Origin of the sequence: Mesorhizobium sp. AA23, assembly GCF_001672435.1 — a bacterium.
Taxonomy (GTDB): Bacteria; Pseudomonadota; Alphaproteobacteria; order Rhizobiales; family Rhizobiaceae; genus Mesorhizobium.
In genome coordinates, this window is sequence record NZ_LYTP01000030.1 from 66,498 (window position 1) to 89,406 (window position 22,909).

Below are 22,909 nucleotides of genomic sequence, written 5' to 3' on the forward strand. Positions count from 1 at the left end.
CCCTCCCTACCACAGCCGCCGGCCGCAGCCGGCGGTGCGGATTCCTACACCAGCATCGAGCGCGCATGTGCCTGGCGCAGCTGCGACTCCATCGAACGGATGGAGCGCGACGCCGACGCCAGCGTGTCGGCCCATTTGTCGGCCTTGGTGGGATCGATCGATTTCAAGGCGATGCACTCGCCGTCCTTGAAGCCGCCGGCGATCGCGGCGATGATGCGCTCGACCGTCTTCTCCATCCTGCTCATGGCGGCGATATCGTCCTTCGAAGGCTCCGGCCTGTTCTCGTCGTCGAACATGCCGCCCTGCTCGATCCGGTCGCGGACCGCTTGCGCCGCCGCCTTGATGCTCGACCAGTCTTTCAACCTGCCGCTGGAGAACAGCCTCACGATGTTGATCTGATCGGCCGTCGGGAGGTCGACCAGGTCGTTTGCATGGCCGAGCGGGAAGGCACCGCTATCGACCAGCTTCTGGATCGTCTCGTCCAGATTAAGCAGCGCCGTGCGGGCCTTGATGCGCGTCGGCTGGACGCCGATGTCCTTCGCCAGCTGCTCGACCGTCCAGCCGCGGTCGATCATCGCGTGAAACGCCCGCGCTTCCTCCAGCGGCTTGATGTCGGCGCGGGCGAGGTTTTCCACGATCGCCTGCAGCGCCATCTCGTTGTCGTCGATCTTCACGACCTCGCACAGAATGTCGGCCGCCTCGATCAGCTGGTGAGCGCGCCAGCGGCGCTCCCCACCGACGATCTCATAGACCGCCCGGCGGCTTGGCGAGGCCGAGGGCTCGACGTTGATGTCGGACGCTTGTAGCGCTTCGTCTGAGCTGTTCGCCGATCCAGTCGTCGTGCCGCCACCATTGATCTCCGAGGAATTTGATTTCCTCCGGCGACCACCGGCACCGATGCCCGTTGTTGAGGAAGTCGTTGACTCTAACTCCGACTTGCTCTGCCGCGCTTCGTTTGACGTGGAAGTAGGGAAGGCAATAATCGATGACGTGCTTGACCTCTCTCGCCGCCGCGACGGTCCAGAACCATTGCTCCCAGGTTTTCCCGTGAAAGACTCGGTGTGATGGAGCGACGGTGCCGACGCACCATGCGTCTCGCAACCATCGGCAGATCGTTGCGCCGTCGTTTGTGACTGACTGGCTGACGACGACGCGGAACCGGTTGCCTTTGACGCTGATCGTTCCCTCTCCGTCGATGAAGCCGGCCGTGTAGGCGACGACTTCGATTGGAGGTCGAGCAAAGTGTTCCATTCTGCGATGTTCTCCGATGTGATTTCTTCGATTCGACCGTCGGTCAGGAAAACCGGGCGAACCGTGATGGCCTGGATAAGGCCGCGCTCGCGGATCGATTCAGCCAGCTCGCGAAGCTTCACCGGGTCGAAATGCTTGCGCGGCTGGTCGGGGTTCGGGATAACAAGGTTGAGGGGGATGCGCTTCTTCATGGTCGGGCTCCGTGGTAGGGAATTTCCTAGCAACATCAATAACTTAGGATGTAACCGATATGGTTACAAGTGGTTACTAAGAAAAGTTCCGATCAGCGGGCCCCCCGCTTGCGCGCGCGACCGCCAGAAACGAAGCCGTGCAAAATGGTAATCCTGCCTCGGCGTCTGATGATCAGGGAAGCGGAAGCATGGCTGGTATCAACGTTTCCACCAACAGCGGTCAAGGGAGCGGCAGCGGTGCATCACTCAAGGTCCGCAGGTAGGCAATGAGGTCCGCCCGCTTGTTTCCCTCCTTCAAACCCGGGAAAGACATGTCCGTACCGGGCAACGTGAGCGAGGGATTCGAGATGAAGAGATTGAGCTCCTCAAAGGTCCATTTGCCGCCAGCGTCTTTCAGAGCCGCCGAATACTGGACATCGCTTTGGGATCCTTTCTCGCGCCCGACGATGCCCCACAGATTGACCTTTTTGGGCACCTTGACGCCCGGCGAAAGATGACAGGCGACGCAGGTGCTGTCGTATATCTCTTTGCCCGATTGAGCGTTTGCTGATGCAAGGAGTGCGGAAATCGGCGCGATGGCCGGTCTTGCGGCGCCATGATCGCGCAAGTACGCCGCGACGTCCTCGTGGCCTCCGACCTTGGCCAGATGTATCGGCGGACTTCCATTCGACGTCAGGGCGTTGACGTCTGCTCCGGCGCCGACAAGGTGGATAACGCACTCAAGGCAGCCATTTTCGGCAGCAACATGCAGCGGCGTCTGCGCTTTCGCCACCCGATTTGGATCGGCCCCGTTGTCTAGCAGCAGCTTGACGATGGCAGCATGCCCACCCTTATTGGCGGCGTAGAGTGGCGTTCTTTGCCAACTGACAGGCAGGTTGACGTCTGCCCCACGCTTGATCAGCAGCGCTGCCAACTCGACATTTCCACGTTCGGAGGCGATGTAGAGCGCCGTAACACCGTCGATTTCGTTGACATCTGCGCCTTTGTCCAAGGCGGAGGTCACGGCCGCGACGTCGCCATCCTTGACCAAATCCCCCAAGCTGCTCGCTTGCGCGGGCAGGGCCAGGAGGGCGCACGAAACCCACAGCGTCCACATGCGTCCCGGCTTGATCATTGCACCCCTCTAGGCTGCTCGTATCTCACCCTGCAATTTAACCGAACGCAGAGAGTTAGTACACGCTAATATATGATGAGGGGACGACGATCGGCTGGACGGTGGTGGTGTGTCGATGTTCATGCCGGCCACCCTCAGTCTATATTGCAGTGAACGAGCGCGGTCGCGTAGTCGACGCCGGTCTCTTCGGCATAGATTGCGGCCTGATCGCCGGGACGATTGGTGGCGGCCGCCGTCGGCTCGGCTTTGGCGATGGCTTCGGCCACCATCGCATTGCTTTTCAGGCTTGGGTCTCGGATGACGCAGAGTTTGAGCGCCGCCAGGATGTCCGGCCGCGCCCGTTCGCGCGGGATCGCGGCGCGCAAACTGGCCAGGATGTCACCGACGCTCTTCTGCAGCGGATCACTCTCGAAGCCGGAAATGAACGACTCGGCCCGAGTCAGAGCGTCGACGGTGTCGCTGGCGTGATCGAACGGGAGCCTTTCGACGAGCTCGTCGCGGAGCGTGGCGGCGGACTCGAGCGTGAGTGTTTCACACGCCCGCGACCCGCCCTTCGGGCCGTAGAACGAAAGCACGACTTCGCCCTTGCCTCGCGCGGCGCTGTTCAGCGATTCCATCGTGCCCTTGGCGGCGATGCTGATGTAAATCGTGTCCATCACATTTCCCCTTCGATCTTGTCGGCCAAGGGCGAAATAACCTCGTCCCAGATCGCATTGCAGATTTCGTTGTCGGCGTGGTCGGACACGACATCGTAGCCCGAATTGCCATAGATCAGCTGGAACCAGCCGAGCTTGTCGCCGGTCGGGCTCCGCAGATGAATGCCGTCCTCGTCGGTCGAGAACAGCGCCAGCATGATCGCCGCCTTGTCGTCGGACCGCCTCACCACCCAATCCTCGCTGTCGTAGACGGAAATCAGGTAGCCCCGGTCGAGGCAGGCCTTCACCAGCGCGCGGGCGATGCGGCGCTCGGCGCGGATGCGGTCAGCGGTCTCACGCGACCGGCGCGCCAACGCCTTCTCGATCGCTTCGTCGAAGCCGGTCTTCGGCTCGCCCATCTCGGCATCCTCGGCCAGCCGGGCGGAAAGCGCCTGGTTGCCCGAGGCGGCGAGAGCATTGCAGATCGCCAGCATCTCGGCCGGCGTCACGTTGATGGTCATTGTCTTTCTCCGTGGTAGGGTGGATCTCGAGGAAGGCGCGGGGATCAACCCCACGCCAGTCCCCAGCGCTTGGCGCAAACCGGCCCGTAGCCGACATCGATGGAGCGGTGGTCGGTCAGCTCGATCGCGCAGAAACAGCAGTTGCCGGTGCGCTTGCCGTGGGCGGCGCCGGCCTTCGAAGGGTTCTCGGCCAGAGCGGTCAGAGCCGAGACCAGGCCGTCGGGACCGGGCGACCGACGCGAGCGGGTGAACTCGCCCTTGCGGTCGATGCGGCCGTACCAGTCGCGGCTCTCGAACGAGCCCGGCGACGAGACGTTGATCTGGCCGGCGTGAGCGGAGCGCGCACCAGCGAGAGCAAGGACGACCGTCTCGCCGTTGACGTCGAAACGGATCTTCGGATGCTTGAGCTTGTTGGTGATCGCCGTGTCGAACAGCGCGATCAGGCCATCCATCGAGCCGACCTTGGCCTTTGGCGCCGCGGGCTCGCCGGCTTGTGCGCGCTGGGTCAAAGTCGCCACCCAGGGCCACTGCCGCTCCGAGAGACTCGAGCGACTGTCATACTGGTGCAGGAGGGATGCGGCGAACTCCGCGTCGCGGCCGTGCAGCTTCGGGGCTGACTGGCGGAGGGCTTCGATTTCGAGGTTCATGTCTGGTCTCCGTGGTAGGGATTTCCAGATCGGTGCGGCTCCGGCGGTTATGCTCGGCCTGGCCCGTCCCCGGTTCGATTTCACTCGGCCGGTCAGTTTGACGAGAAGTCACCAATCGCCGGCCCATTGCTGAAAGGGGAGTTCCGGCGAAGGCTGCAGCGGTGAAAGGAAACGGCTTTCTGCTGCACCGATCTGAATTTCTAAGTTACTTCAATAACTTAGCGTGTTACCAAATCGGTTACAAGTGGGCGCAGATGAAAAAGTCTAATAATTTCAACCACTTCGGTGGTGATCAGTGCCGATTATTGACAAGCCCGTTACCTAAGCCCACTTGCTGGCAGGCTTGCCGTCAAATGTGAGGGGTGGACGATGACCGGAACCGAGTCCCTGTTCGGGCTTATCATTTCGTGGCTGCCGATGGCGCTCTACTTGGCCACCAACATTTGGCTGATAATGAAAGTCGTGCGGCCCCTTCGCGAGATCGCCGTCACCTTGCGTGGAATTCATGAAACATTGAACCGAAGTCAGCACGACTGACTTGAGAGCGCCCAAACTAGGGGATGATAAGGCGGCCGCCCACGTGTGCATTCTGGCAAAACTGCCATTGAAAGATGCAGCCTTCAACTGGGCCGTCCGCCAGGCTTGCGCTAACGCGATTTGCCAGCAATCCTCAGAATGGCAACGAGGGAGGGGGGCCAGCTTGGATTGGCAATCTATGGCAAGGAGCTGGCGCCGGTTCTGGTCGTCTCGGCTCGTAAAACAGTTAGACGTGAAAGGCCGTCACTTCCGGTTCTCATTCAAGATCTACCGATCCGATGATGGTGAACAGACGTGCCGTTTGAACGTATATACGGGGAGCGATTCTTATGTCTTTTCAATCCGCCGAGAAGAGTTAGACCGTCTTGTCGAAGCAGCTCAGGAAGCTAGGGCGCAGCTTTAGCCGAACTGTTCCGGTTTTTGGCGCTATGAACCCGGTTCGCTTGCCACCTCTCTGCGACCCTTGCTTTGCGGGCTTTTGCGGGTAGCCTCACCGCCATCGTCGAAGCCGTCGAAACAGCTTCGAACCTTCTCGCGGAATGTCCTCACGACCGTCTATGGCCACATCCCCTGTCCGTCACCTGAGAACACCGCTTACACATCGATTGGCTGAAACCGGCTCCGCAGGACGTCGCCTGAAATCGAGCGCTTATCGTTGCCGGACTGCACGAGCGCCTGGTCGACGTGCTCCGGATCGACGCCGATCACCGTCCAGACGCGGCCCTGGGCGTCGAGCGCGTGGGCCCCGAGGTAAGGAGCAACCTGGAGGGGCTGCGGTGGCTGGCGCAGGCGGTATTGCGCCGGCAGCTTGGGATGGTGCCAAGCGCAGCCCTCGGCCTCCAGGCCATACTCGAATACCTCGAGCCGGAGCTTTTCTTTCAGCCACACCGAGATGTAGGCGCGATGGCAATACTGGTTGTCGGTCGGGGCCTCGTAGCAGAGCAGGGCGACGTCCCTGCCGCCCGAGAGGTCTTCCATCTTCGCGACGATCCGGCCCGGATTGAGTTTGTCGAGGATCTCGAAATACAGCTGCTTGTAGTCGCGCTCGCTGGCGGTCTTAAACCAATCGCCTGGAGCAAGTTCGGGCATCTTGCGATAGCCTGCCGGATATCCTCGCGGCGTGCCCCTCGACACTCCGATTTTCTGGATTTCGGGCGGGAGCTTGGTGAACCAGGAGCTGGTGAAAATGCGCATCTTCGACTCTTTCGGTGGTAGGGCTTTGGACAGGTCCAAATGTAAAATCCGGTGAACTTCTCAAGCAACCAAGATGACACTTTGTGTTACCATTTTGGTACGTTGCCTCACCCGTACATCTGCATTAGGTATGGGTTCTCTCCAGCGCCTTCGGGCGCTGTCCTGTGGTAGGGATGGAGAGGAGGGCCGATCAGGGGCAACCCGGTCGGCCTTTGATATTTCCGGCGCGGCTGCGGCGCCTCGAAGCGCACTTCGGGATAATTCACCCACGCCGTTACAGCCTCGAAACTGATGGCGCGCGGCAGGCTCTTGAGGTCGTAGAGCAGCGTTCGTCCGGCCAGGATTCCATTGCCCGCGAACTCGGCGCCCGAACGGAAGAACTGGAACGTCCTGCGCCACGGCCCGGTTGAGAGCCAGAGGTCGAGACCTGGCGCCAGCTCCACGCGGTCGAGGGTGTCGCTCTCGAGAACTTCGCAGAACAGCTTGTGCCCCAAGGGGCGCGACGTCTGGTAGTCGAAGACTCGCCGGAGCGTGGAATCGATCAGGATGAAGCGCATCGGAGTTCTCTTACCTCTAGGCGTTCGTTGATGGTGGGGAGCTTTTCGGTGGCGAACAATTCGAGCCACCACTTGATCAGCTCGGCCTGGTAGCGGTCGTCGGCCGCACGATTGCGGGGCTCGCGTAGCTGTCGCTCGATCCAGTCAAGCCGGTCGCGAAGCTCCGGCCGGTAGAGCAGATTGCGGAATGCATCTGCGAGCCGCATGTCCAGGGCGTAATCCCCGGTGCAGCCGAGGGGCGACCAGTCGCTATGCCAGGACGACCACATGTCGAGGGCCTGGCTGATGGTGGGGAGCCGGCGCCGCCGCTCCTCCTCGTCTTCTGGTAACGGGCGAAACACTTTTGGACTCCGTGGTAGGGATAACGATCCTATGATGTAACCAATTTGGTTACAATATGGTCAAGCTAAAAGTAATTTCTGCGGCCGTCCTTCCATAGCTTGACCGTGACGGTGTTCACGTAGGTCCCGACCTCGGCGAAGGATCCGTGCGGCAGATCGCGGAACTGGCCGTTCAGCTTCTCGATCAAGGCCCGGAAAGCGATGGCCTTGCGAGTTTCGCGAAACTCGGTGCCGGCCGACATGATGGCGGCGAGGCACCCGCCGTCTTCCAGGAAGTCGAGGGCGTGCACGACATGGTCGATATCGCGCTCCATGTCGAACGGCGGGTTCATGATGATGCGATCGTATTTTCCCGTCACTGAGGGGCGGAGCGCAAGGAAGTCGGTCGCGTAGACCTTGCGATAGAGGCGCTCCGCTTCGAGCGTGGCCGCCAGCGCAGGCTGCAGCTCGACGCAATCGACGATATTGTCGAAGCGATACTCGGCGCGCCATCTCTCGCGCTTCACCGGGTCGTCGTAGCCGTAGTGACCGGAGAAGTCGTTTAGGCTGGTGATGCAACGTCGCGCGAGGTTGCCGGTGCCGGCGCTGGGTTCGAGGATCCGAAGGCGCGGCGCATCGCTGGCCTGCATGATCGGAATGCCCTTCAAGAGCTCGTCGGCCGCATCGTCCGGCGTCGGGAAAAAGCCGAAGTTCTTCGCCGGCGTGGTCTTGCGGTTCCGGAACAGATCGTCCTGCTCGCGCGTCTGGCCGTCGCCGATCACCTCGCCATAGTATTCGGCGAGCATCTTGTTGACCCTTTCCACCAGGTCGTCACGCGTGAACCAGAGATGCGCGTTGCCGTTCTTGTAGGCGACCATCCTGAAATACTTGCCGTGATGTTCGGACTGCTGAGGCTGAAAGCCCCTGCGCTCGGCTCGCACCTGGTTCTCGATGCTGTTGTAGGTCGGCTTCTTGCCGTCGAGGATTGAGAACGTCCGCTCGATATCGCGCACCGTCTCCCATGTTCCGCCCCACGTTACGTTGCCGTGGTCGCGGTCGAAGGCATAAGTCAGGATCATGCGGCTGCCGACCTTGAAGCCGTCGTGAGACCGGAACCGGCGGTCCAGCTTGGAGAAGGCCGTCGCTATGCCGCGCCGGAAGATCATCTCGGATTCGCCGGCCCACTTCTCGATCGTGGCGTACACGTTGTCGACCGTGACCGGGGGAATCCCCATGATCTCGTCGAGGTTGACCAGCTCCTTGCCGTCGCCGCGGTCATAGCGCTCCGGCACCCACCTCAACGTGTCGCGCAGCTCGTCCTTGGCCTGCTTGTCCATGAGGACTTCAAGGTCCGTCATCTTCACCAGATAGTGCCAGCACGAGATGTCGATGAGGCGGATGGCGGTACGCTTCCACTGCTCGGCGTCAGGCAAATCGACGGCCTCGAAAAAAGCCCTCACCTCGCGGTTGTCGCGGTCGCCGTACCTGGAGCAGGCATGCTCGCCAGCGGCCGCCTTCCAGAGAGCGGCCGCCTTTTTCAATTCCCGATCAGCCTGCTCGATCGAGGCGAATGCGCCATGATAGGCGGCCACGGCTGCATCGCGATAGGCGACGATCTGCTCGATCGTGTTGCGAGGGATCAGCGCGTTCATGGCTTCGCCTCAACCGGCTTGGCGCTCACGGCGGCGTGCATCTTCTGGAAGGTGAAGACGTCCTTGCGCTCGATGACGATCTCGTAGCGCTTGCTGCCGTCCGGCAGCGTGAACTCGTATTCAACTGGCTTGGTCATTGGTCTGGTCTCTGTGGTAGGGATCGCCGGGCGACGGGACCTCTCCCGCCGCCCTATCGAAGGGATTGTTTGTCTCTCTCAGTGCATCGCGCCTCCTTCTGCTGGTGCGTCAGCTTCCATGTCCGTTTCGGCCGCCTGGAGGTCGGCGAGCCGGTCGCGGCAGGAAGGGCAGCGGCAGCTTTCGCTGCCGTCGAAGGGGAAGGGGGTTAGGCAGTCGTCGCAGTAGGGCATGGGTCGACTCGTCTCTGTGGTAGGGAAAAACCTTGTAACCACAGTAACTTAGACTGTAACCAAATTGGTTACAATGCGGCCACGGACAAAAGATCGTGTTCGCCCAGGTGCAGTTGTCGGGAGGTTAGAGGTGTCGACAGGTGCGCCGTACTGCTCTTAGCGCAATAGAAGCCACGACCAGTATGCCCCGATCGCCATCCGCCCGAGAACTAAGGACCGATCAATCGACTCGGCTTTTGATGCGGCGATGGATAAGATCGCCCATGCGCCCAAGCTCACCAATGAGCAGATAAAGGAACTGCGCGGCGCAAGCGGGACGAGGGGAAGGACTAACCTCAATGAAATGCGCCGCCGAACCGTCCGTTGCATTGCTGATCTTCGCTCTGTTCGGATGCGGCGCAGTGGATGGCGTACAATCGTTCGAGATGCGTCGAGACGCCGACAGCGCGCGAGCTTCATGCGGGCTAACAACTGCCCCTGCATCTTTAAGCAATGATAAAATCGACCCTGATGTAGCCCGATGCGTAAATGCATGTAAGCAGCTTGGGTTTGTTGTCGAGAGCGCTTTCCCTCCCGCTCTGATCAACAAACAGGTTGATGCGTCTGGCGATAGCTCGCCCGCAGAGTGTCCAATCTATAAAAACTAGGGGCGCCCTGCCTGTCCGGGGCGTGCTTGTTCCGCATACATGCGTAAGCCCTAGCCCCGATCCCCCTCAACGCTGGGCTTTTCCATTCGGAATGGCGCAAGGGCTAGATAAATCCCCTAAGCACCGTCCACGCCAGCATGGCGAACACGGCGACGATGACCACCGCACCAACCGCCGTTCCAATCTTCTCCGGCAATCCGTCTACCGGGGCGGTCATCTTACATCTCTATCAGAGCGTAGGCCGCGCCAAAGATGGCTGTCATTATCACGAGGAAAAATGTCCACCCTTTCAAAGCGTGGCGCACGTCTTCGGGCTTGGCGCCCTTCTGGTTGTCGTAATCTTCCATTTGTCCGATCCCAGGTCTATCGATCTCGACTTGGTACGAAATTGATTGCCTGTGGGCAACCCTGTCACAGTGTGCCGGCCTGCCGCGGATTCTTTTCTATCGCGTTCACGGCCTGGCATCAGGCGCGGGTGTAAGGATCTTGTCCGTCAAAATGCGAAGGCGAGTTGGCCAGTCTTCTCGACGCGGCTCGGGATGCCGATCGGCGCGAGGCCCGGCAGCTCATGGATGAAACCGCCCGGCTGGTAGGCGGGATCGTTGCGGTGCTCCTCGCGGAGCCTGCTGTCGTCGGCGGGGTGACGCACGTTGCCCTGGCAATGGCTAAGTCCGAACGGAGGGTTGTGTAGCCTAGCCTTCGCCGTCGTCTTGCCACGATGGTCGATAAGCAGATTCTGCTCCATCACGATCGTCAGCATCTCGTCGACGGTCATTGCCTCGTCGACGAACCAGCGCTCGCGGGAGAGCCCGCCGCCCGTGAAGGATCGGTAGCCGGTCTCGCTGAAAAACGGCCGGTCGAGGTCAATCACGCGTCCGTCGAGCCCGACGCCCCCGAAAACGCCGGGGTAGCGCACGTCTGTCCGGCAACCGTGTATGGTCAGCACAAACCGACCGGGCTGGCCGTGCATCGGGATTTCGCCGTCGGGCGCGGCCAACTGCTTGCCGAGCCAAGATGATGCAGAGTTCCAGCAGTCGAAGCGGGAGCGGCTGCGCGGTGGCCAGGAACGGCCAGAACCGTCTGCGCGCTCTTCCCGGCCGCCGTATTCCTCTATCCGGTAGAGCGCCTCGACACATGCCTCGATCACCAGCTCGTAGGGAAGGCGGCCGGGCTTGTCGCAGGCCATCATCGCGGCGTGGTAGTGGTGGAGGGCTTCCCGAGCGATTCCGACCAGATATTCGTCGGACCCGTCGCGCAGCATGGCGACATTCTCGGCGATCTCCTGACCGCGTTTCTCGGCCTCGATCTGCCAAGCGTGCTTCTTGGCTGGTGCTTTCGCCTTGGCGGTCTTAGCCATTGCCGTACCTCGGAAGTTCTGCGAGCGACGAGAGGGGCGGCAACCCCATGCGCTCGCGAGATCGGTTGATGATGGGGAGAGGGTCGAAACCCTTGACGCCCGGACCTCGGTAGACCCATGGCGGGTTCTCCGGGTCGAGCCGGCCGACGTCGTAGCTGTGGAGCATGTCGGCGAAGTATGCCGGCGTGCCCGGGTATGGCGCGCTATTCCAGAGTGCCCGCAGGATTTTCCGGACGTTGTCGCCGTAGGCGAAAAGCCGGCTCCTGGCTCGACGCCAGTTCGCGGCGCGGCGGTCGCGAGTATTCTGCTCCCAGATCACCGCTTGCTCGGCGCTGCGCCATAACGGTGTCGGCGTCCGGTTGCTCCTCTGCGATCATCTCGGAAAAGAGCGGCAGTTGCTCTCGCTCAAGGCGCTGCTTTCGGGCCAAGGCGAGCCGCTTTCGCCTTGTGTCTTCGAACGGGCCATATCGGCGTGTCCGGAAGTGGCGCATCAGAGCAACCTCCCCTCGGCCACCTGCCAGACGCCCTCGCCTAGCGGTTCGAACGGGCCGCGCTGTAGGGTCTGGCGGACCTTCGCCTTCCAGTTCGGATTGCGTTCGGACTTCGGATTCTCGGCCAAGGCGCGGTAGAGATCGTCGAGCCGCACGGCCGCGCCGGCGCGCTGCATCACCTTCAACACCTCGTCGACCCACGAGCCGACGGAGGCAAAGCCGAAGATCAGCGAGCGCAGGCGCAGCGGCACGAAAGCGCCGGGAATGCCGCTGGCCGCAAGGCGGTCAGCATCGTCGGCGCCATAGGCGCAGAACACCGACGGCGCGCCGGCATTGGCCTTTGCTCGAGTCCCTGCGGCATCGTGGAAATGCAGCCGCCCTTCCATGAAGAGCAGAGCATCGGCCGCGCGCCAGACGCACTCGTGGAACACCTGCGTTTCGGTGCGGGCGAAGATCAGCGCGATTCCATGGGCGTGCTCGGCCATACGGCCCATCCAGCGGCCGATCACGTTGTTCGAGTATGGCGGGTTGAGCCACACGCGACCGTGCCAGGGCCGGGCTAGACCGTTGTCGGCGATGGTGTAGTGCTGGCGCGCCATGTCCCACGGCCGATCGAGCGGAGCGCAGGGATCGAGGTCAAAACTCTCGGCGCCGCCGAGCGCGGCCAGGACGGCGGGAGGGGTAAGCCAGACGTCGGTGCCGGCCGCCGCGGACTGATGGCTACCGATGGGCATGGCGCGCCTCCTCGGTCAGCCTGCGCAGCACGTCGCCGACGCTGCTGATGGAACTCTCCAGCCGGGCCTCGTCGAGCTCGGCCAGATCGATCTTGGTTTCGTTCCCGTCTTCATCGATCATCGTGAAGACGCTTGCGGTGGAGTGCGGCTTGCGCAGGATATCCCACGCCCAGCGTGCGGCCGCTTCGGGATCGCCTTCGCCCTCGTAGTCGATCTCCCATGTGACTAGATAGCGGGCCATCAGCGCTGCTCCCGCTTGAGCATGTCGCGCGCCGCTCCGCGCGCCATGGGTCCGTCGCCGAAAGCGCCGTCTGCGATCTCTTGCAATTCAGCAGTGCGCGGGTCAGGTCCGTCGCAGGCGTCTTCCTCCTCTTCGTCCACGTCCTCGCGGGTGAGCTGGTCGAACGTCCACTCGTCGCCCTCCTCGTCGAGGAAGACGATCTTGCCGTTGCGCTTGGCGGTCTGGATATCGTTCCAGAAGATTTCGGTGCCGCCGGCGTATTCCGGCTCGCCCGTCTCCGGGTCGATGTCGCTGATGTGAGCGCGGCCGGTCAGCCGCTCCAATGTTCCGGTGATCGGGCTTCCGGTAGGTGATAGGTAGTTGGCCATGGTCTCTGGTCTCCGTGGTAGGGGATTGTTGCCAAAATGGTTGCGAACGCCGCTTGACAAAAAGCCGGGGGGAGAGGCAGAAATCGCGCAGCCTGATATTGCTTCGCGATTCGGCCGGCCCCTGAAAAATCAGTTGGTGTTGAAGCCGTCTGGCGAGGGCTGAATGCCAGCCTCTTTCGCCACAAAGCCCACGACGTCGAGCACGTCGTCAGAGCTTAGTTTCTCAATGGTTTCGGCGAAGCGCCGCTTGAAATAGGTCTGGTGCTCGGCACCGGCGTAGCGGGCCAAGCCGATGGCAGCGGCGAAGGTGATCGCTTCCAGGCGAGCGCCGCCGAAGCCGGACTTCTGATGAAGGCTGGCCGCGAGGTCGTTGAGGGTCATTGGTCGGTGATCCGTGGTAGGGAAAGTAACCGTTCTGGTTACAAGTAACTTATTCGGTTACACCTCCGATGCAAGTGAAAAAGCGAGGCCCTCGGCGTTATGTTTCAAGGCGTTGTGCCGAAGGAATGCATCGCGCAAATCCTTCGCGTGTCTGAGGTCGACAAGTGGGGCCGCGTCTATAATTGCTGCTCCGGAACGTTCCGGTTCGAGCAGATCACGCTTGCCACTTTTCCCGGCGTTGAGATGTATTCCAACGACGTCAGCCTCTACTCGTCAGCCATCGCCGGTCACGTGCTGGGCAAGCCGATAGACTATGAGTTTCACGGCGCGCTCGACTTCGTGAACGAGTTCGACTTTCGCGAGCCCGATCAGCGCCTCGCCGCGCTGGCGGTCGGCTTCAATCTCGGCCGCTTCGCTGGCGGCAAGGCGAACGCCTACAAGACCAGCCATCGCGAGCACCTGGTTGCGAACTTCGGCAGCTATGTCGAGCGCACCCTGGAGAAGGTCCGCAAGCTTCCGGGCATGATCCCGATCAAGAGCTATTCGCCGCGCGACTGGATCCTGCATCTCGACGAGGCGATCGACCGCAAGGCCGCGATCTTCTCCTACCCGCCGTTCTACAAGGGCGGCTACGAAAAGATGTTCGAGTTCCTGGCCGAGAACATCAAATGGGAAGCTCCCCGATATGAGCTGTTCGACCCCAAGGCGCTGCGCGGTCTTATCGAGCGCGTGCGGCAGGCGGGCGTCCCCTATTGCATCCTCTCCGACCAGATTTACAACGATCTGAAACCGGAGCTGGAATTCGTCTCCGGCCGGGGCCACCCGCACTACTGCTACGTGTCGACCGGCAAGTCGTCCTACCTGCAGCTCGTGCCGCGGTCGGCGCCGTTCCGCTACAAGCCGATCGATCTCGACAAGATCAAGCCGGAATCGGTCGTGACGATTGGCCGGGCCGACGCTGCCCAGATGACGTTCCTCAAGGACGTCTACCTCAAGAAGGGCATCACCCACACGCCCGGCATGGTGAACTACCTGGTGCGCGTCGACGACATGCTTGTCGGCGGCCTGATCTACAACCTCGACAAGTTCGCGAAGCGATCGATCTACCTGCTGTCCGACTTCGCCATCTCGCGCGAGGGCAGACTGTCGAAGCTCGTCACCAGGCTCGCCTGCAACGGCGAGCTGCTGCGCGACATGGGCAAGCGCTTCATCGACCGTTTCGACAAGGTGCAAACCTCGGCGTTCTCGGATCATCCGGTCTCGATGAAATATCGCGGCATCTTCGAGCAGACCAAGCGCGAGGAGATCGACGGGCCGGAAGGCAAGTTCCGCCTGCATTACGTCGGCGCCCGCATCGACGAGACGCCGCAACAAGCGTTCGAGTGGTGGTATGGCAAGCACTTCAAGCGTTGACTGGAAGGTCCTCGATATCGAGGCGCGCCAGGTTGATCCGAACACGCTTCGCCGCCGCGAGAAGAACGCGCACTACATGGCACCGGCGATGTTCAAGCGCCTTGTCGAGAACGTCAAAATCGATGGCCGCCTCACCACCACGGTCCTGGCGTGCGAGAACAAAGACGGCTCTCTCGAGATCCTGTCGGGACATCATCGCACGGCCGCGGCGATCGAGGCCGGCTTTCCGATGGTCGACACGCTCGTGATCACCACCCCGTTGAGCGAAAAGCGCAAGGTGGCGATCCAGCTCAGCCACAACTCGATCAACGGCGAGGACGACCAGTCGCTGCTTGCCCAGCTCTACGCCTCGCTCGACATCGATGCGAAGAAGTTCTCCGGTCTCGACGACAGCGTGCTCTCTGGCGACAAGGGACCAGGTGCGACTGCGCTCGGCGGGGCGAACATCAAATACGACGAGCTGCTGTTCTCCTTCCTGCCGGAAGACCGCGTGCGGTTCGAGGTCGAGCTGGAAGCTCTCGCCAAAAGGGCGAAGCGCTTCCGCATCCATGCCGCGCCGCAGTCGAAGTTCGACGAGTTCTTCGACGCCATCGTGCGCACCAAGAGCCAGCTCAACATCGTCAATTCGGGCATCGCCCTCTCAGTCATGGCGCGCCTTGCCGGCGAGCGGCTGGATCAACTCGAAGCGGAAGCGGAGGACAAATCCGATGCGGCATGAACTGCCAAGCTTGCGCGGCTCGTTCCCCAAGCCCGAAGCGCCCATCGCCGGCCCGCTATTCGGCACCCCGTTTTTCGTGGTGCTCGCCATCCTGTCGTTCACCTTCGCCGTGTGCCTCGCACGCGTCCTCCTTCCGTGATCCAGATGCATTCGTGTGTGTGTAACGCAGAGCCGGTGGTTAGTGTGGCCGCAGCGTCAAGCATTATGGGTCAGTTTGCATTTCGGCGCATGTTTGCAGACCTTATGCCCAGCAACGCTTTGCGGCCCGATTTGACCAGCACAATCGCATTCGGTTCGGCTCGCGGCATGATGTCCATGGGTTGCGGGATGGGTGGCAAAAAGAAGAGCCATCCCGAACATTCCGAACACTCGCACGCGCGAGTCGTCCGGTGATCAAGACCACGACCAGCGTGACGACATCGAAGCCGAAGGCCAAGGCCAAGGCTGAAACGGCGAAAGCGAAGCCGAAAGCCGAGCCGAAAAAAAAGCCGGCGCGCGGCAAGAAGAAGCCGGCCAGCAAGGCATCGCCTCCTGTGGCGCCGAAGCCTGCTCCCAAGCCTGAGCCGGCGCCACAGCCGAAGCCGGCCGACGGCCATAGGGGCGGGGCAACGCCGAAGCTGACCGAAAAGGATCTGCCGCGCGTCATCGAGACGTTGCGGCAGTATGGCGGCATTAAATCGGTGGCGGCCGATAAGCTCAACGTCGGCCGCACGACGCTATACGCGTTCCTCAACCAACATTCCGCCGCCCTGGAAGCCGCCGCCGAGATCGACGACGAGATCAAGGATATCGCCGAGGGCAAGGTGATCATGGCGATCCGCGCCGGCGATATGCTGACCATTCGTTGGTACCTGGAACTGAAGGCCAAGGATCGCGGCTACGTCCGGCGCGTCGAGAACACAGGCAAAGATGGCGGGCCCGTCGAGACATTGCAGAAATTGGACCTGTCGAAACTCAGCGATGAAGAATTGGAGATCCTGACCAACGCGGCCCAGCGGCGCGAGAGCGGGCCAACCCAAGGGTAATGTGATTGGTCGCTAGGCTCGAATCTGAAATGAGGGACTTTACAGAACCGGCATCTTAGGGGATGCTGAAGTACCCATTTGGCATCTTTGGGGACTTTCGACTTCTGCGCATCGTGGATCGCCTGAAAACAACTTGTTTTCACGCGACTCGAAGAATCATGGGCGCCAGTCTACTTTTGTGCGCCTAAACAGTCCTGGTATCGGCTGGGTGCCCATAGCCATCGGTGTAAGGGCACTCCGTTTTGTCCGTTCCCGTGGACATCGCCGCCCTCAGCGCAGTGGCCGTAAGCAGACCCAGAGCAGGAGATCCGAGAACCAGGACTAAACTGGGGCAAATGGGACGCATGCAACAGTGACGCTGATATCCCACTTGGGGAGGGAAAGGTCATGATACGTGCCATGGGGCTTGTTATCGCCCTGACAACGTCGACTATTCATCACTCGTACGCCCAAGATGCATTCAACGACGGTCGGTACTGCCAGCAGAACCCGGCCGCTTGTCGCGCTCCCCCGTCATCGTCAAGCGGCGCCAGGGTTTATGTTCCTTCTGTACCGAGCGGCGGAGGTGGCGGCGGAATCAGCGCCGGTGAGGCAGCACTGATTGGTGTAGGAATTGGCCTGTTGGGACAGGCCATTCAACAGGCAACTAGCAACCCGCAACCGCGCCAGCCCTCACAGTCCACACAGGGCAAATGGCGACCCACAATGCCTCACACGCGGCCGGTGACTTACGCGCCTATCGAACCGTCGGCCGAGGAACTCAGACTACGGCAGATCGACGCTTTCCGCCGGCAACAAGTCAAAGAACAGATTGAAGCCGAGAATGCTGCGAAGCTGGCGGCCGACAGCACGACCTGGGGGAAGTTCAAGCAGAACGTCGGTTGGACGGATGATGACACACGGGCGGTGCAGAAGGGTGTCGCCAAAGGGATGGTCAACAATGCCGCCAAACGCACCTTAGGTGCTTGGATCAACGACACGTTCGGAAGCGGCACTGCAGAGACGCAGGACCTATCTGACAAGGCAGCCGACACCATACTGGACCTCAAACAAGGTATCTGGGGAGTCCGTGAGCGTGTGGGTAACGTGCGGGAGGCTCTCCAGAAGGATATTCAAAAATGGCTAGACGACGGAGTCATTAACCCGCTCAAGAACTTCAAAGCCAAGCCCGACTGACGGAATCCAGCAGGGAGGCGCCTCACAGGCGCCCCAAAAGGGAGTGCACAAATGAACAAGGCTCTTGCTGCACTTATCGGCCTAGGTGCGCTTGCTGGTTGTTCGACTACCAGCGGTGACAAAGGGACCGATGCCATAATCACCGGCGCAATCAAAGAGTACCGCAGTTGTACCGTGAAGACCATGGCGGAGAATCTTAGCATGCCGAAACGCGTCGACATCGGGGAAGCCGTTGACCATGCCTGCCGTGGTTACATGGACAAGTTTGGTGCCGCGCTCACAAAGGCCGGCGTCAAGCCCGCACAGGTGACGTCGTACCAGAGCCAGCTACGCACCACCATCATGAAATACTCGACCGCCGCCATCACCGCGATCATGTACGAAGAATACCAAAAACAACAGAATGCGGGCAAGAAACCGGCATAGGAGAGGCGATGCGGCCGCCGTTCAGCCGCCGACACTGCAGGAACTGCTGATTGAGCGCGATCGCCGCAAGGCGAAGGGCTCGTTCGGCGAGTTCGTCAAGACCGCCTGGCCCGAGCTCGAGCCAGAGACACCGCTGATCTGGAACTGGCACATGCAGGTGGTCTGCGACCATCTCCAGGCGCTGGTCGAGGGCAAGTTCCTCGAACTCGGATTGCGCAACCGCCTCGTCATCAACGTGCCGCCCGGAACATCGAAATCGCTTCTCGTTTCGGTGCTGTTGCAGGCCTGGGAGTGGGGACCGGCCGGCCGGCCCGGCATGCGGTATCTGTCGACGGCGTATAACGACGGGCCGGTCAATCGCGACACCCGCAAATGCCGCGATCTGATCCTGTCGCGCTGGTACCAGGACCGCTGGCCCGAGGTTTATCTCAGCCGCAGGGCCGAGACCTCGTTTGCCAACAACAGCACCGGCACCCGCGAGGGCGTGGTGTTCGGCTCGCTCACTTCGCAGCGTGGCGATCGCCTGATCATCGACGATCCGCACTCGACCGAGACGGCGGAATCGGCGACCGAGCGCACCGCCACGACCCGCAAGTTTCGCGAGGGCGCGCAAAACCGCCTGAACGACCAGAAGCGCAGCGTGATCATCGTCATCATGCAGCGCCTGCACGAGGCCGACGTCACGGGCGTCATCCTCGACGGCAAGATGGATTACGTCCATCTCTGCCTGCCGATGCAGTTCGAGCCCGACCGCTGCTGCTACACCCCGGTCAAGGTTTCCAGTTCCGTCGGCGAGCCGATCCTGGCGCGCTATGACGCGAGCAAGCAGCACTGGTATGGCGAGAACGACAATCTGCCGGAAGAGCGCCGCGCCGAGATCGAGGCGATCAAGCTCCAGCTCGTCTGGCGGCAGGATCCTCGCACCGTCGACGGCGAGATCCTCGATCCGATCCGCTTCCCGCCCGATGAGCTGAAACAGCTCTACAACGACATGACGTCGTATGCGGTGGCTGGCCAGTATCAGCAGCGACCAGCGCCGCGCGCCGGCGGCATGTTCCAGCGCGCCTGGTTCGAAGGCCGCATCGTTAGGGCATCGCCCAAGGGCACCATCTGGGTCCGACATTGGGATTTGGCCGGTACGCGCGGCGGCACTGGCGCTCGCGCCGCCGGCGTCAAGCTCGGCCGCGATCCGGAGGGCCGGTACTATGTCGGCCACGTCGTGACGCTCCGCGAGGAAGGCAAGTCGGTCCGCAAGACGATCGAGACGCAGGCAGCGCTCGACGGCAAGACGGTCCACATCAGCCTGCCGCAAGATCCTGGTCAGGCCGGCAAGGCGCAGGTGCAGGATTTCGTGGCGCAGCTCGCCGGCTACAAGGTGCATGCCGAGGGCGAGACCGGCGACAAGGTCACGCGCGCCGAGCCTTTCGCGGCGCAATGCGAACACGGCAACGTCTACATCGTCGAAGGCGAGTGGAACACGCTCTACCTCGACGAACTCTGCCTGTTCCCAGCCTCCAAGCTGATGGATCAGGTCGACGCATCTTCCGGAGCCTTTACGAGGCTGCTCAACATCAAGGGGGCCATGGTGATCAGCGACGACGTTCTTCGGCGCGCTGCCCAGCCGGGGCCGCGATGATCAAGAAATTTTGGGGCGCATTGCGCCGTCGTTGGACACGCGGACCAGTCGCCGACGTCCCTGCGTCGGCGCCGCCGGCAGCAGTTCCTCCAGGAGCGCGTCCTCCCTCGCGCATCTCGGATGCGATGCTGTCGGCGATCCGCGCGCAAGCGGCCGCGCCGAAACAGCCGGTGCCGGTTTTCACCTTGCCCAAGCACCCGGAAGGGGTTCTTCCGGCGGGCAATACGGGGCTTGCCATGGACAGCGCCGTCGGCGCGGTTCAAAGCTGGGCCAACGGCTTCGCGCTGAGCGGCTACTTCTCGGAGGGGATCACCTTCCTCGGCTACGCCTATCTCTCGGAGCTGGCGCAGCGCCCGGAGTACAGGGTGATCTCCGAGACGATCGCCACCGAGATGACGCGCAAATGGATTCGCTTCACCTCGAACGACGGCGAGGACAAGGCCCACAAGATCGCGGAGCTGGAGGCCGAGTTCAAGCGCCTCAACGTGCGCGACATCTTCTGCCGCGCCGCCGAGCAGGATGGTTTCTTCGGCCGCGGCCATATCTACATCGACACCGGCGACACTGACGACGCGGACGAGCTGCAAAAGCCAATCGGCGACGGCTGGGACAAGCTCAGCGTCACCAAGTTCTCCAAGAAGCCGATCAAGGCGCTGCGCACAGTCGAGGCGGTCTGGTGCTATCCGACCAACTACAACTCAAGCGATCCGCTCAAGGACAACTGGTATCGGCCCGACAGCTGGTATGTGCAGGCCAAGATCGTCCACACCTCGCGCCTCATTACGCTGATCGGGCGCGAAGTGCCCGACCTTTTGAAGCCGACCTATTCGTTCGGCGGCTTGTCGCTGTCGCAGATGTGCAAGCCCTATGTCGACAACTGGCTGGAGACGCGCCAGTCGGTGAACGACATCATCTCGATGTTCAGCGTTTTCCTGCTGGCCACCAATCTCGGCGAGACGCTGCAGGCCGACGGTGATCAGCTCTTCCGGCGCGCCGAACTTTTCAATTTGGTCAGGTCCAATCGGGGCCTGATGATGATCGACAAGGATACCGAGGACTTCAAGAACGTCGCGGCTCCGCTCTCCGGGCTCGACGTGCTCCAGGCGCAGGCGCAAGAGCACATGGCATCGGTGAGCCACATTCCGCTGGTCAAGCTGCTCGGCGTCCAGCCGGCCGGCTTGAACGCCTCCTCCGAGGGCGAAATCCAGGTCTTCTACGACTACGTCCACTCCTTCCAGGAGCACCTATTTCGCCAGCCGATCCATCGCCTGCTCGGCCTGGTGATGATCTCGCTCTGGGGCGAGCCCGATCCCGGCATCGACTTCGAGTTCGAAAAGCTCGAAGAGACCAACGAGAAGGAAGCGGCCGAGGTCGAAAAGACCAAGGCCGAGCGCGACGTCATCTTGATCGACGCCGGCGTGATCTCGCCCGAGGAATCGCGCCAGCGCGTTGCCGGCGATCCGGACTCGGACTTCTCCTCGATCGACCTCGAGGACACGCCCGACCTGCTCGAAGAGGAGGATGACGGCCTTGTGGTCAAGGGCAGCTCCGAGGAGCGAGACGAGGCGGCCTAGCGAGGCCCGCGAAATCCGGCTCCGGCTGGTCGAGCTGGTAGGCGCAAGCACGTCCGGCGAGATAGACCCCGACAAGTTCTTTCAAACCGTTCTCGTGTTGGAACGGTTTGTCTGGGACGCGGGTGTTGCCAAGCCCGACGAGCCGGCAGATAGTGCGGCTCCCGCCACGGACAACGCCGGCACCGCTTGATCACGCTCAACCTCTGGGAACTCCTCAAAGCACAGACGCCCGACGATCGCGAGATCGCCGAGACGCTGAATGTGACACTTTCCGGGCATCCGCTAGAGTCGGATTACGTCGTGCGATACGCGACAACCAACGCTAATGGGCAGACGGTTCTGCACAACGAAGGAGAGGGAACGGGCCTGCTTCAGTCGTCAGCTGGCCCTGTCGCCGGTTTCAACAACAATCAACAGCAGGGCAATCCCAGAGGATCATCGACAAACTAAGGTGAGACACCGATGCAGCGCCACGCTGTCGCATTCTTCAGCGCACCTCTGGCAGTTCCGTTATTCACGCTGCCTTGGGTATTGTCCGGCCATCTGGCGGCGGGATGGATACTGACGGCGACGGTCATCACAGCGCTGGTCAGTTGCGCGGGCACGCTCGCGCTGGGGATGCCTGCTTATTTTTTCTTGAGAGCGAGAGGTCTCACGACCTTCTGGATCGCGGGCATAATAGGATTCGTGATTGGTGCATTTATGTGGCTGGTGTTCTCCGTCCTGTTTCCGCTTTCGCTGGATCAGGGCTTGCCGGGCGTCCGATTTGCACTGACAGATTTGCGTTCTCTCAAAGGTGTTTTGTGGCCCGGCGGTGTGCTGGGAGCCATCGTCGGCTCGCTGTTTTGGGTGATTGCCCGACCTGATAGACAGTCGTCTTGGCCACCGGGCAAGGAGGCACCTGAGGATCGTGATGTCCAGCCTGCAAAGTCGCCGGATGGCGAAGCGAAACGAAAAGGCGCTTCGCCCCGTCCGGCCGAACGCCGGGATTGAGGCTGCTTATAGGGGCAAGCTCTACGCGCTGATCGAGGCAATGAGCCAGAGCGTGCTCTACTGGCTGCGCGCCTTCTACCGTGCCAACACGCCGCGCATGGCGCAGGACGAGACGCCGGCGGATGCGTTGCGCCGGTCGATCCGCAAGCTTGCCGCGCAGTGGACCAAGCGCTTTGACGTCGCGTCCGAGCAGCTGGGCGACTATTTCGCGCTCTCCGTCGAGAAACGTTCGAGCGCGGCGCTGCGCAAGATCCTGCGCGATGGCGGCATCTCGGTCGAGTTCAAGAAGACGGCGGCGATGCGCGACGTCATCGACGCGACGGTCAACGCCAATGTGGCGCTGATCAAGTCGATCCCGTCGCAGTATTTCGACCAGGTCGAAGGCGCGGTGATGCGGTCGGTCCAGACCGGCCGCGACCTTGCCGACCTGGTGCAGGATCTCGAGCGCTATTCCGGCATCACGAAGCGCCGCGCCGCCTTCATCGCGCTCGACCAGAACAACAAGGCGACATCGGCCTTCAACAGGGCGCGCCAGCTGGAACTCGGTATCGATGAAGCCGAGTGGCACCACAGCGGCGGCGGGAAAGAGCCTCGCCCCACGCATGTCCAGGCCGGCCGCGAAAAGGTCCGCTACAAGATTTCGACCGGGTGGTATGACCCGGCCGTCAAGCGCTTCATCCGGCCAGGCGAGGAGCCCGGTTGCCGCTGTGTCGGCAAGCCAATTCTCAAGGGCTTCTCGTGA

The 22,909-nt window shown here is 61.7% G+C and carries 29 protein-coding genes; 12 read left to right on the forward strand and 17 right to left on the reverse strand.

Translation table 11 applies throughout. From position 1 onward, the window contains the following. Window positions 1-44 precede the first annotated feature (44 nt). From A9K66_RS31325 to A9K66_RS24290, 6 genes are all read right to left on the reverse strand, one after another. A complete protein-coding gene (locus A9K66_RS31325) occupies window positions 45-857 on the reverse strand; it encodes a ParB/RepB/Spo0J family partition protein (protein ID WP_245307683.1) in 813 nt (270 codons plus the stop codon). Beyond that, a complete protein-coding gene (locus A9K66_RS31330) occupies window positions 745-1,251 on the reverse strand; it encodes a hypothetical protein (protein ID WP_067328634.1) in 507 nt (168 codons plus the stop codon). Before A9K66_RS31330 ends, A9K66_RS31325 begins: the two co-directional genes overlap by 113 nt. 411 nt (window positions 1,252-1,662) lie before the next feature. Next, complete coding sequence (locus A9K66_RS24275; protein ID WP_066993683.1) at window positions 1,663-2,556, reverse strand: ankyrin repeat domain-containing protein; 894 nt, start codon at window positions 2,554-2,556, stop codon at window positions 1,663-1,665. Between the two features lie 134 nt (window positions 2,557-2,690). Further along, on the reverse strand, window positions 2,691-3,212 hold the full coding sequence (locus tag A9K66_RS24280) for a hypothetical protein (RefSeq protein ID WP_067328637.1): 522 nt from the start codon (window positions 3,210-3,212) through the stop codon (window positions 2,691-2,693). Continuing rightward, window positions 3,212-3,712, reverse strand: coding sequence for a hypothetical protein (locus tag A9K66_RS24285; protein ID WP_082954056.1), 501 nt, complete (start codon window positions 3,710-3,712; stop codon window positions 3,212-3,214). Before A9K66_RS24285 ends, A9K66_RS24280 begins: the two co-directional genes overlap by 1 nt. Window positions 3,713-3,756: 44 nt before the next feature. Beyond that, entirely contained in the window at window positions 3,757-4,359 is a 603-nt protein-coding gene (locus A9K66_RS24290) for a DUF6011 domain-containing protein (RefSeq protein ID WP_067328640.1), read from the reverse strand. Window positions 4,360-4,728: 369 nt separating this feature from the next. Between A9K66_RS24290 and A9K66_RS30520 the strand changes: the two genes are divergently transcribed. Beyond that, entirely contained in the window at window positions 4,729-4,896 is a 168-nt protein-coding gene (locus A9K66_RS30520; protein ID WP_156751141.1) for a hypothetical protein, read from the forward strand. A gap of 594 nt (window positions 4,897-5,490) precedes the next feature. Here the strand turns inward: A9K66_RS30520 and A9K66_RS24295 are convergent. The 11 genes from A9K66_RS24295 to A9K66_RS24340 all read right to left on the reverse strand — a co-directional run bounded on the left by A9K66_RS24295 (window position 5,491) and on the right by A9K66_RS24340 (window position 13,206). Next, entirely contained in the window at window positions 5,491-6,090 is a 600-nt protein-coding gene (locus tag A9K66_RS24295; RefSeq protein WP_156751142.1) for a hypothetical protein, read from the reverse strand. Window positions 6,091-6,197: 107 nt separating this feature from the next. After that, window positions 6,198-6,647, reverse strand: coding sequence for a hypothetical protein (locus A9K66_RS24300; RefSeq protein WP_067328645.1), 450 nt, complete (start codon window positions 6,645-6,647; stop codon window positions 6,198-6,200). Continuing rightward, window positions 6,632-6,988, reverse strand: a complete 357-nt coding sequence (locus tag A9K66_RS24305) for a hypothetical protein (protein WP_067328647.1) — start codon at window positions 6,986-6,988, stop codon at window positions 6,632-6,634. The genes A9K66_RS24300 and A9K66_RS24305 overlap by 16 nt, the downstream gene beginning before the upstream one ends. A 65-nt stretch (window positions 6,989-7,053) precedes the next feature. Continuing rightward, window positions 7,054-8,619 carry a DUF4942 domain-containing protein gene (locus tag A9K66_RS24310; RefSeq protein ID WP_067328649.1) on the reverse strand — a complete coding sequence of 522 codons (1,566 nt, stop codon included), beginning with the start codon at window positions 8,617-8,619 and terminating at the stop codon, window positions 7,054-7,056. Continuing rightward, the gene (locus tag A9K66_RS30525; protein ID WP_156751143.1) at window positions 8,616-8,756 is read right to left on the reverse strand and encodes a hypothetical protein; all 141 of its coding nucleotides are present in this window, start codon (window positions 8,754-8,756) and stop codon (window positions 8,616-8,618) included. Before A9K66_RS30525 ends, A9K66_RS24310 begins: the two co-directional genes overlap by 4 nt. A 1,096-nt stretch (window positions 8,757-9,852) precedes the next feature. Further along, the gene (locus A9K66_RS31545; RefSeq protein ID WP_259979827.1) at window positions 9,853-9,981 is read right to left on the reverse strand and encodes a hypothetical protein; all 129 of its coding nucleotides are present in this window, start codon (window positions 9,979-9,981) and stop codon (window positions 9,853-9,855) included. A gap of 146 nt (window positions 9,982-10,127) precedes the next feature. Beyond that, window positions 10,128-10,991 carry a hypothetical protein gene (locus A9K66_RS24315; protein WP_067328651.1) on the reverse strand — a complete coding sequence of 288 codons (864 nt, stop codon included), beginning with the start codon at window positions 10,989-10,991 and terminating at the stop codon, window positions 10,128-10,130. Window positions 10,992-11,481: 490 nt separating this feature from the next. Further along, window positions 11,482-12,216: a DNA N-6-adenine-methyltransferase gene (locus A9K66_RS24325; RefSeq protein WP_067328655.1), complete on the reverse strand. Its 735-nt coding sequence runs from the start codon at window positions 12,214-12,216 to the stop codon at window positions 11,482-11,484. After that, window positions 12,203-12,457, reverse strand: a complete 255-nt coding sequence (locus A9K66_RS24330; RefSeq protein WP_067328657.1) for a hypothetical protein — start codon at window positions 12,455-12,457, stop codon at window positions 12,203-12,205. Before A9K66_RS24330 ends, A9K66_RS24325 begins: the two co-directional genes overlap by 14 nt. Then, the gene (locus A9K66_RS24335; RefSeq protein ID WP_127335453.1) at window positions 12,457-12,825 is read right to left on the reverse strand and encodes a hypothetical protein; all 369 of its coding nucleotides are present in this window, start codon (window positions 12,823-12,825) and stop codon (window positions 12,457-12,459) included. Before A9K66_RS24335 ends, A9K66_RS24330 begins: the two co-directional genes overlap by 1 nt. A gap of 129 nt (window positions 12,826-12,954) precedes the next feature. Continuing rightward, window positions 12,955-13,206, reverse strand: a complete 252-nt coding sequence (locus A9K66_RS24340; RefSeq protein ID WP_067328661.1) for a hypothetical protein — start codon at window positions 13,204-13,206, stop codon at window positions 12,955-12,957. Window positions 13,207-13,353: 147 nt separating this feature from the next. Here A9K66_RS24340 and A9K66_RS24345 point away from each other — a divergent pair, with 147 nt between their 5' ends. The 11 genes from A9K66_RS24345 (at window position 13,354) to A9K66_RS24380 (ending at window position 22,909) form a co-directional block, all read left to right on the forward strand. Further along, a complete protein-coding gene (locus A9K66_RS24345) occupies window positions 13,354-14,619 on the forward strand; it encodes a hypothetical protein (protein ID WP_156751144.1) in 1,266 nt (421 codons plus the stop codon). After that, complete coding sequence (locus tag A9K66_RS24350; protein ID WP_067328665.1) at window positions 14,597-15,337, forward strand: ParB/RepB/Spo0J family partition protein; 741 nt, start codon at window positions 14,597-14,599, stop codon at window positions 15,335-15,337. Before A9K66_RS24345 ends, A9K66_RS24350 begins: the two co-directional genes overlap by 23 nt. Then, a complete protein-coding gene (locus A9K66_RS30530; protein ID WP_156751145.1) occupies window positions 15,327-15,476 on the forward strand; it encodes a hypothetical protein in 150 nt (49 codons plus the stop codon). The genes A9K66_RS24350 and A9K66_RS30530 overlap by 11 nt, the downstream gene beginning before the upstream one ends. Before the next feature lie 250 nt (window positions 15,477-15,726). Then, window positions 15,727-16,362 (forward strand): helix-turn-helix domain-containing protein, encoded by a 636-nt coding sequence (locus tag A9K66_RS24355; protein WP_067328667.1) that lies wholly within the window; start codon window positions 15,727-15,729, stop codon window positions 16,360-16,362. Between the two features lie 387 nt (window positions 16,363-16,749). After that, on the forward strand, window positions 16,750-17,538 hold the full coding sequence (locus tag A9K66_RS30535; RefSeq protein ID WP_156751146.1) for a hypothetical protein: 789 nt from the start codon (window positions 16,750-16,752) through the stop codon (window positions 17,536-17,538). A gap of 51 nt (window positions 17,539-17,589) precedes the next feature. Beyond that, a complete protein-coding gene (locus A9K66_RS24365; protein WP_067328671.1) occupies window positions 17,590-17,964 on the forward strand; it encodes a hypothetical protein in 375 nt (124 codons plus the stop codon). Further along, window positions 17,942-19,600, forward strand: coding sequence for a phage terminase large subunit (gene terL, locus A9K66_RS31335; RefSeq protein ID WP_067328673.1), 1,659 nt, complete (start codon window positions 17,942-17,944; stop codon window positions 19,598-19,600). Before A9K66_RS24365 ends, terL begins: the two co-directional genes overlap by 23 nt. Window positions 19,601-19,725: 125 nt before the next feature. Further along, complete coding sequence (locus tag A9K66_RS24375) at window positions 19,726-21,174, forward strand: DUF1073 domain-containing protein (protein ID WP_067328675.1); 1,449 nt, start codon at window positions 19,726-19,728, stop codon at window positions 21,172-21,174. 186 nt (window positions 21,175-21,360) lie between these two features. Continuing rightward, complete coding sequence (locus A9K66_RS30540) at window positions 21,361-21,624, forward strand: hypothetical protein (RefSeq protein ID WP_156751147.1); 264 nt, start codon at window positions 21,361-21,363, stop codon at window positions 21,622-21,624. A 12-nt stretch (window positions 21,625-21,636) separates the two neighbouring features. Then, complete coding sequence (locus A9K66_RS30545; RefSeq protein WP_156751148.1) at window positions 21,637-22,167, forward strand: hypothetical protein; 531 nt, start codon at window positions 21,637-21,639, stop codon at window positions 22,165-22,167. Next, window positions 22,112-22,909 carry a phage minor head protein gene (locus A9K66_RS24380; protein ID WP_082954058.1) on the forward strand — a complete coding sequence of 266 codons (798 nt, stop codon included), beginning with the start codon at window positions 22,112-22,114 and terminating at the stop codon, window positions 22,907-22,909. The genes A9K66_RS30545 and A9K66_RS24380 overlap by 56 nt, the downstream gene beginning before the upstream one ends.

What these genes read in the sequence shown, in the direction of transcription:
- A9K66_RS31330 (WP_067328634.1), bottom strand. Translation starts at nt 1,251, where the DNA reads ATGGAACACTTTGCTCGACCTCCAATCGAAGTCGTCGCCTACACGGCC.
- A9K66_RS24275 (WP_066993683.1), bottom strand. Translation starts at nt 2,556, where the DNA reads ATGATCAAGCCGGGACGCATGTGGACGCTGTGGGTTTCGTGCGCCCTC.
- A9K66_RS24280 (WP_067328637.1), bottom strand. Translation starts at nt 3,212, where the DNA reads ATGGACACGATTTACATCAGCATCGCCGCCAAGGGCACGATGGAATCG.
- A9K66_RS24285 (WP_082954056.1), bottom strand. Translation starts at nt 3,712, where the DNA reads ATGACCATCAACGTGACGCCGGCCGAGATGCTGGCGATCTGCAATGCT.
- A9K66_RS24290 (WP_067328640.1), bottom strand. Translation starts at nt 4,359, where the DNA reads ATGAACCTCGAAATCGAAGCCCTCCGCCAGTCAGCCCCGAAGCTGCAC.
- A9K66_RS30520 (WP_156751141.1), top strand. Translation starts at nt 4,729, where the DNA reads ATGACCGGAACCGAGTCCCTGTTCGGGCTTATCATTTCGTGGCTGCCG.
- A9K66_RS24295 (WP_156751142.1), bottom strand. Translation starts at nt 6,090, where the DNA reads ATGCGCATTTTCACCAGCTCCTGGTTCACCAAGCTCCCGCCCGAAATC.
- A9K66_RS24300 (WP_067328645.1), bottom strand. Translation starts at nt 6,647, where the DNA reads ATGCGCTTCATCCTGATCGATTCCACGCTCCGGCGAGTCTTCGACTAC.
- A9K66_RS24310 (WP_067328649.1), bottom strand. Translation starts at nt 8,619, where the DNA reads ATGAACGCGCTGATCCCTCGCAACACGATCGAGCAGATCGTCGCCTAT.
- A9K66_RS30525 (WP_156751143.1), bottom strand. Translation starts at nt 8,756, where the DNA reads ATGACCAAGCCAGTTGAATACGAGTTCACGCTGCCGGACGGCAGCAAG.
- A9K66_RS31545 (WP_259979827.1), bottom strand. Translation starts at nt 9,981, where the DNA reads ATGGAAGATTACGACAACCAGAAGGGCGCCAAGCCCGAAGACGTGCGC.
- A9K66_RS24315 (WP_067328651.1), bottom strand. Translation starts at nt 10,991, where the DNA reads ATGGCTAAGACCGCCAAGGCGAAAGCACCAGCCAAGAAGCACGCTTGG.
- A9K66_RS24325 (WP_067328655.1), bottom strand. Translation starts at nt 12,216, where the DNA reads ATGCCCATCGGTAGCCATCAGTCCGCGGCGGCCGGCACCGACGTCTGG.
- A9K66_RS24330 (WP_067328657.1), bottom strand. Translation starts at nt 12,457, where the DNA reads ATGGCCCGCTATCTAGTCACATGGGAGATCGACTACGAGGGCGAAGGC.
- A9K66_RS24335 (WP_127335453.1), bottom strand. Translation starts at nt 12,825, where the DNA reads ATGGCCAACTACCTATCACCTACCGGAAGCCCGATCACCGGAACATTG.
- A9K66_RS24340 (WP_067328661.1), bottom strand. Translation starts at nt 13,206, where the DNA reads ATGACCCTCAACGACCTCGCGGCCAGCCTTCATCAGAAGTCCGGCTTC.
- A9K66_RS24350 (WP_067328665.1), top strand. Translation starts at nt 14,597, where the DNA reads ATGGCAAGCACTTCAAGCGTTGACTGGAAGGTCCTCGATATCGAGGCG.
- A9K66_RS30530 (WP_156751145.1), top strand. Translation starts at nt 15,327, where the DNA reads ATGCGGCATGAACTGCCAAGCTTGCGCGGCTCGTTCCCCAAGCCCGAA.
- A9K66_RS30535 (WP_156751146.1), top strand. Translation starts at nt 16,750, where the DNA reads ATGATACGTGCCATGGGGCTTGTTATCGCCCTGACAACGTCGACTATT.
- A9K66_RS24365 (WP_067328671.1), top strand. Translation starts at nt 17,590, where the DNA reads ATGAACAAGGCTCTTGCTGCACTTATCGGCCTAGGTGCGCTTGCTGGT.
- terL (WP_067328673.1), top strand. Translation starts at nt 17,942, where the DNA reads ATGCGGGCAAGAAACCGGCATAGGAGAGGCGATGCGGCCGCCGTTCAG.
- A9K66_RS24375 (WP_067328675.1), top strand. Translation starts at nt 19,726, where the DNA reads ATGCTGTCGGCGATCCGCGCGCAAGCGGCCGCGCCGAAACAGCCGGTG.
- A9K66_RS30545 (WP_156751148.1), top strand. Translation starts at nt 21,637, where the DNA reads ATGCAGCGCCACGCTGTCGCATTCTTCAGCGCACCTCTGGCAGTTCCG.
- A9K66_RS24380 (WP_082954058.1), top strand. Translation starts at nt 22,112, where the DNA reads ATGGCGAAGCGAAACGAAAAGGCGCTTCGCCCCGTCCGGCCGAACGCC.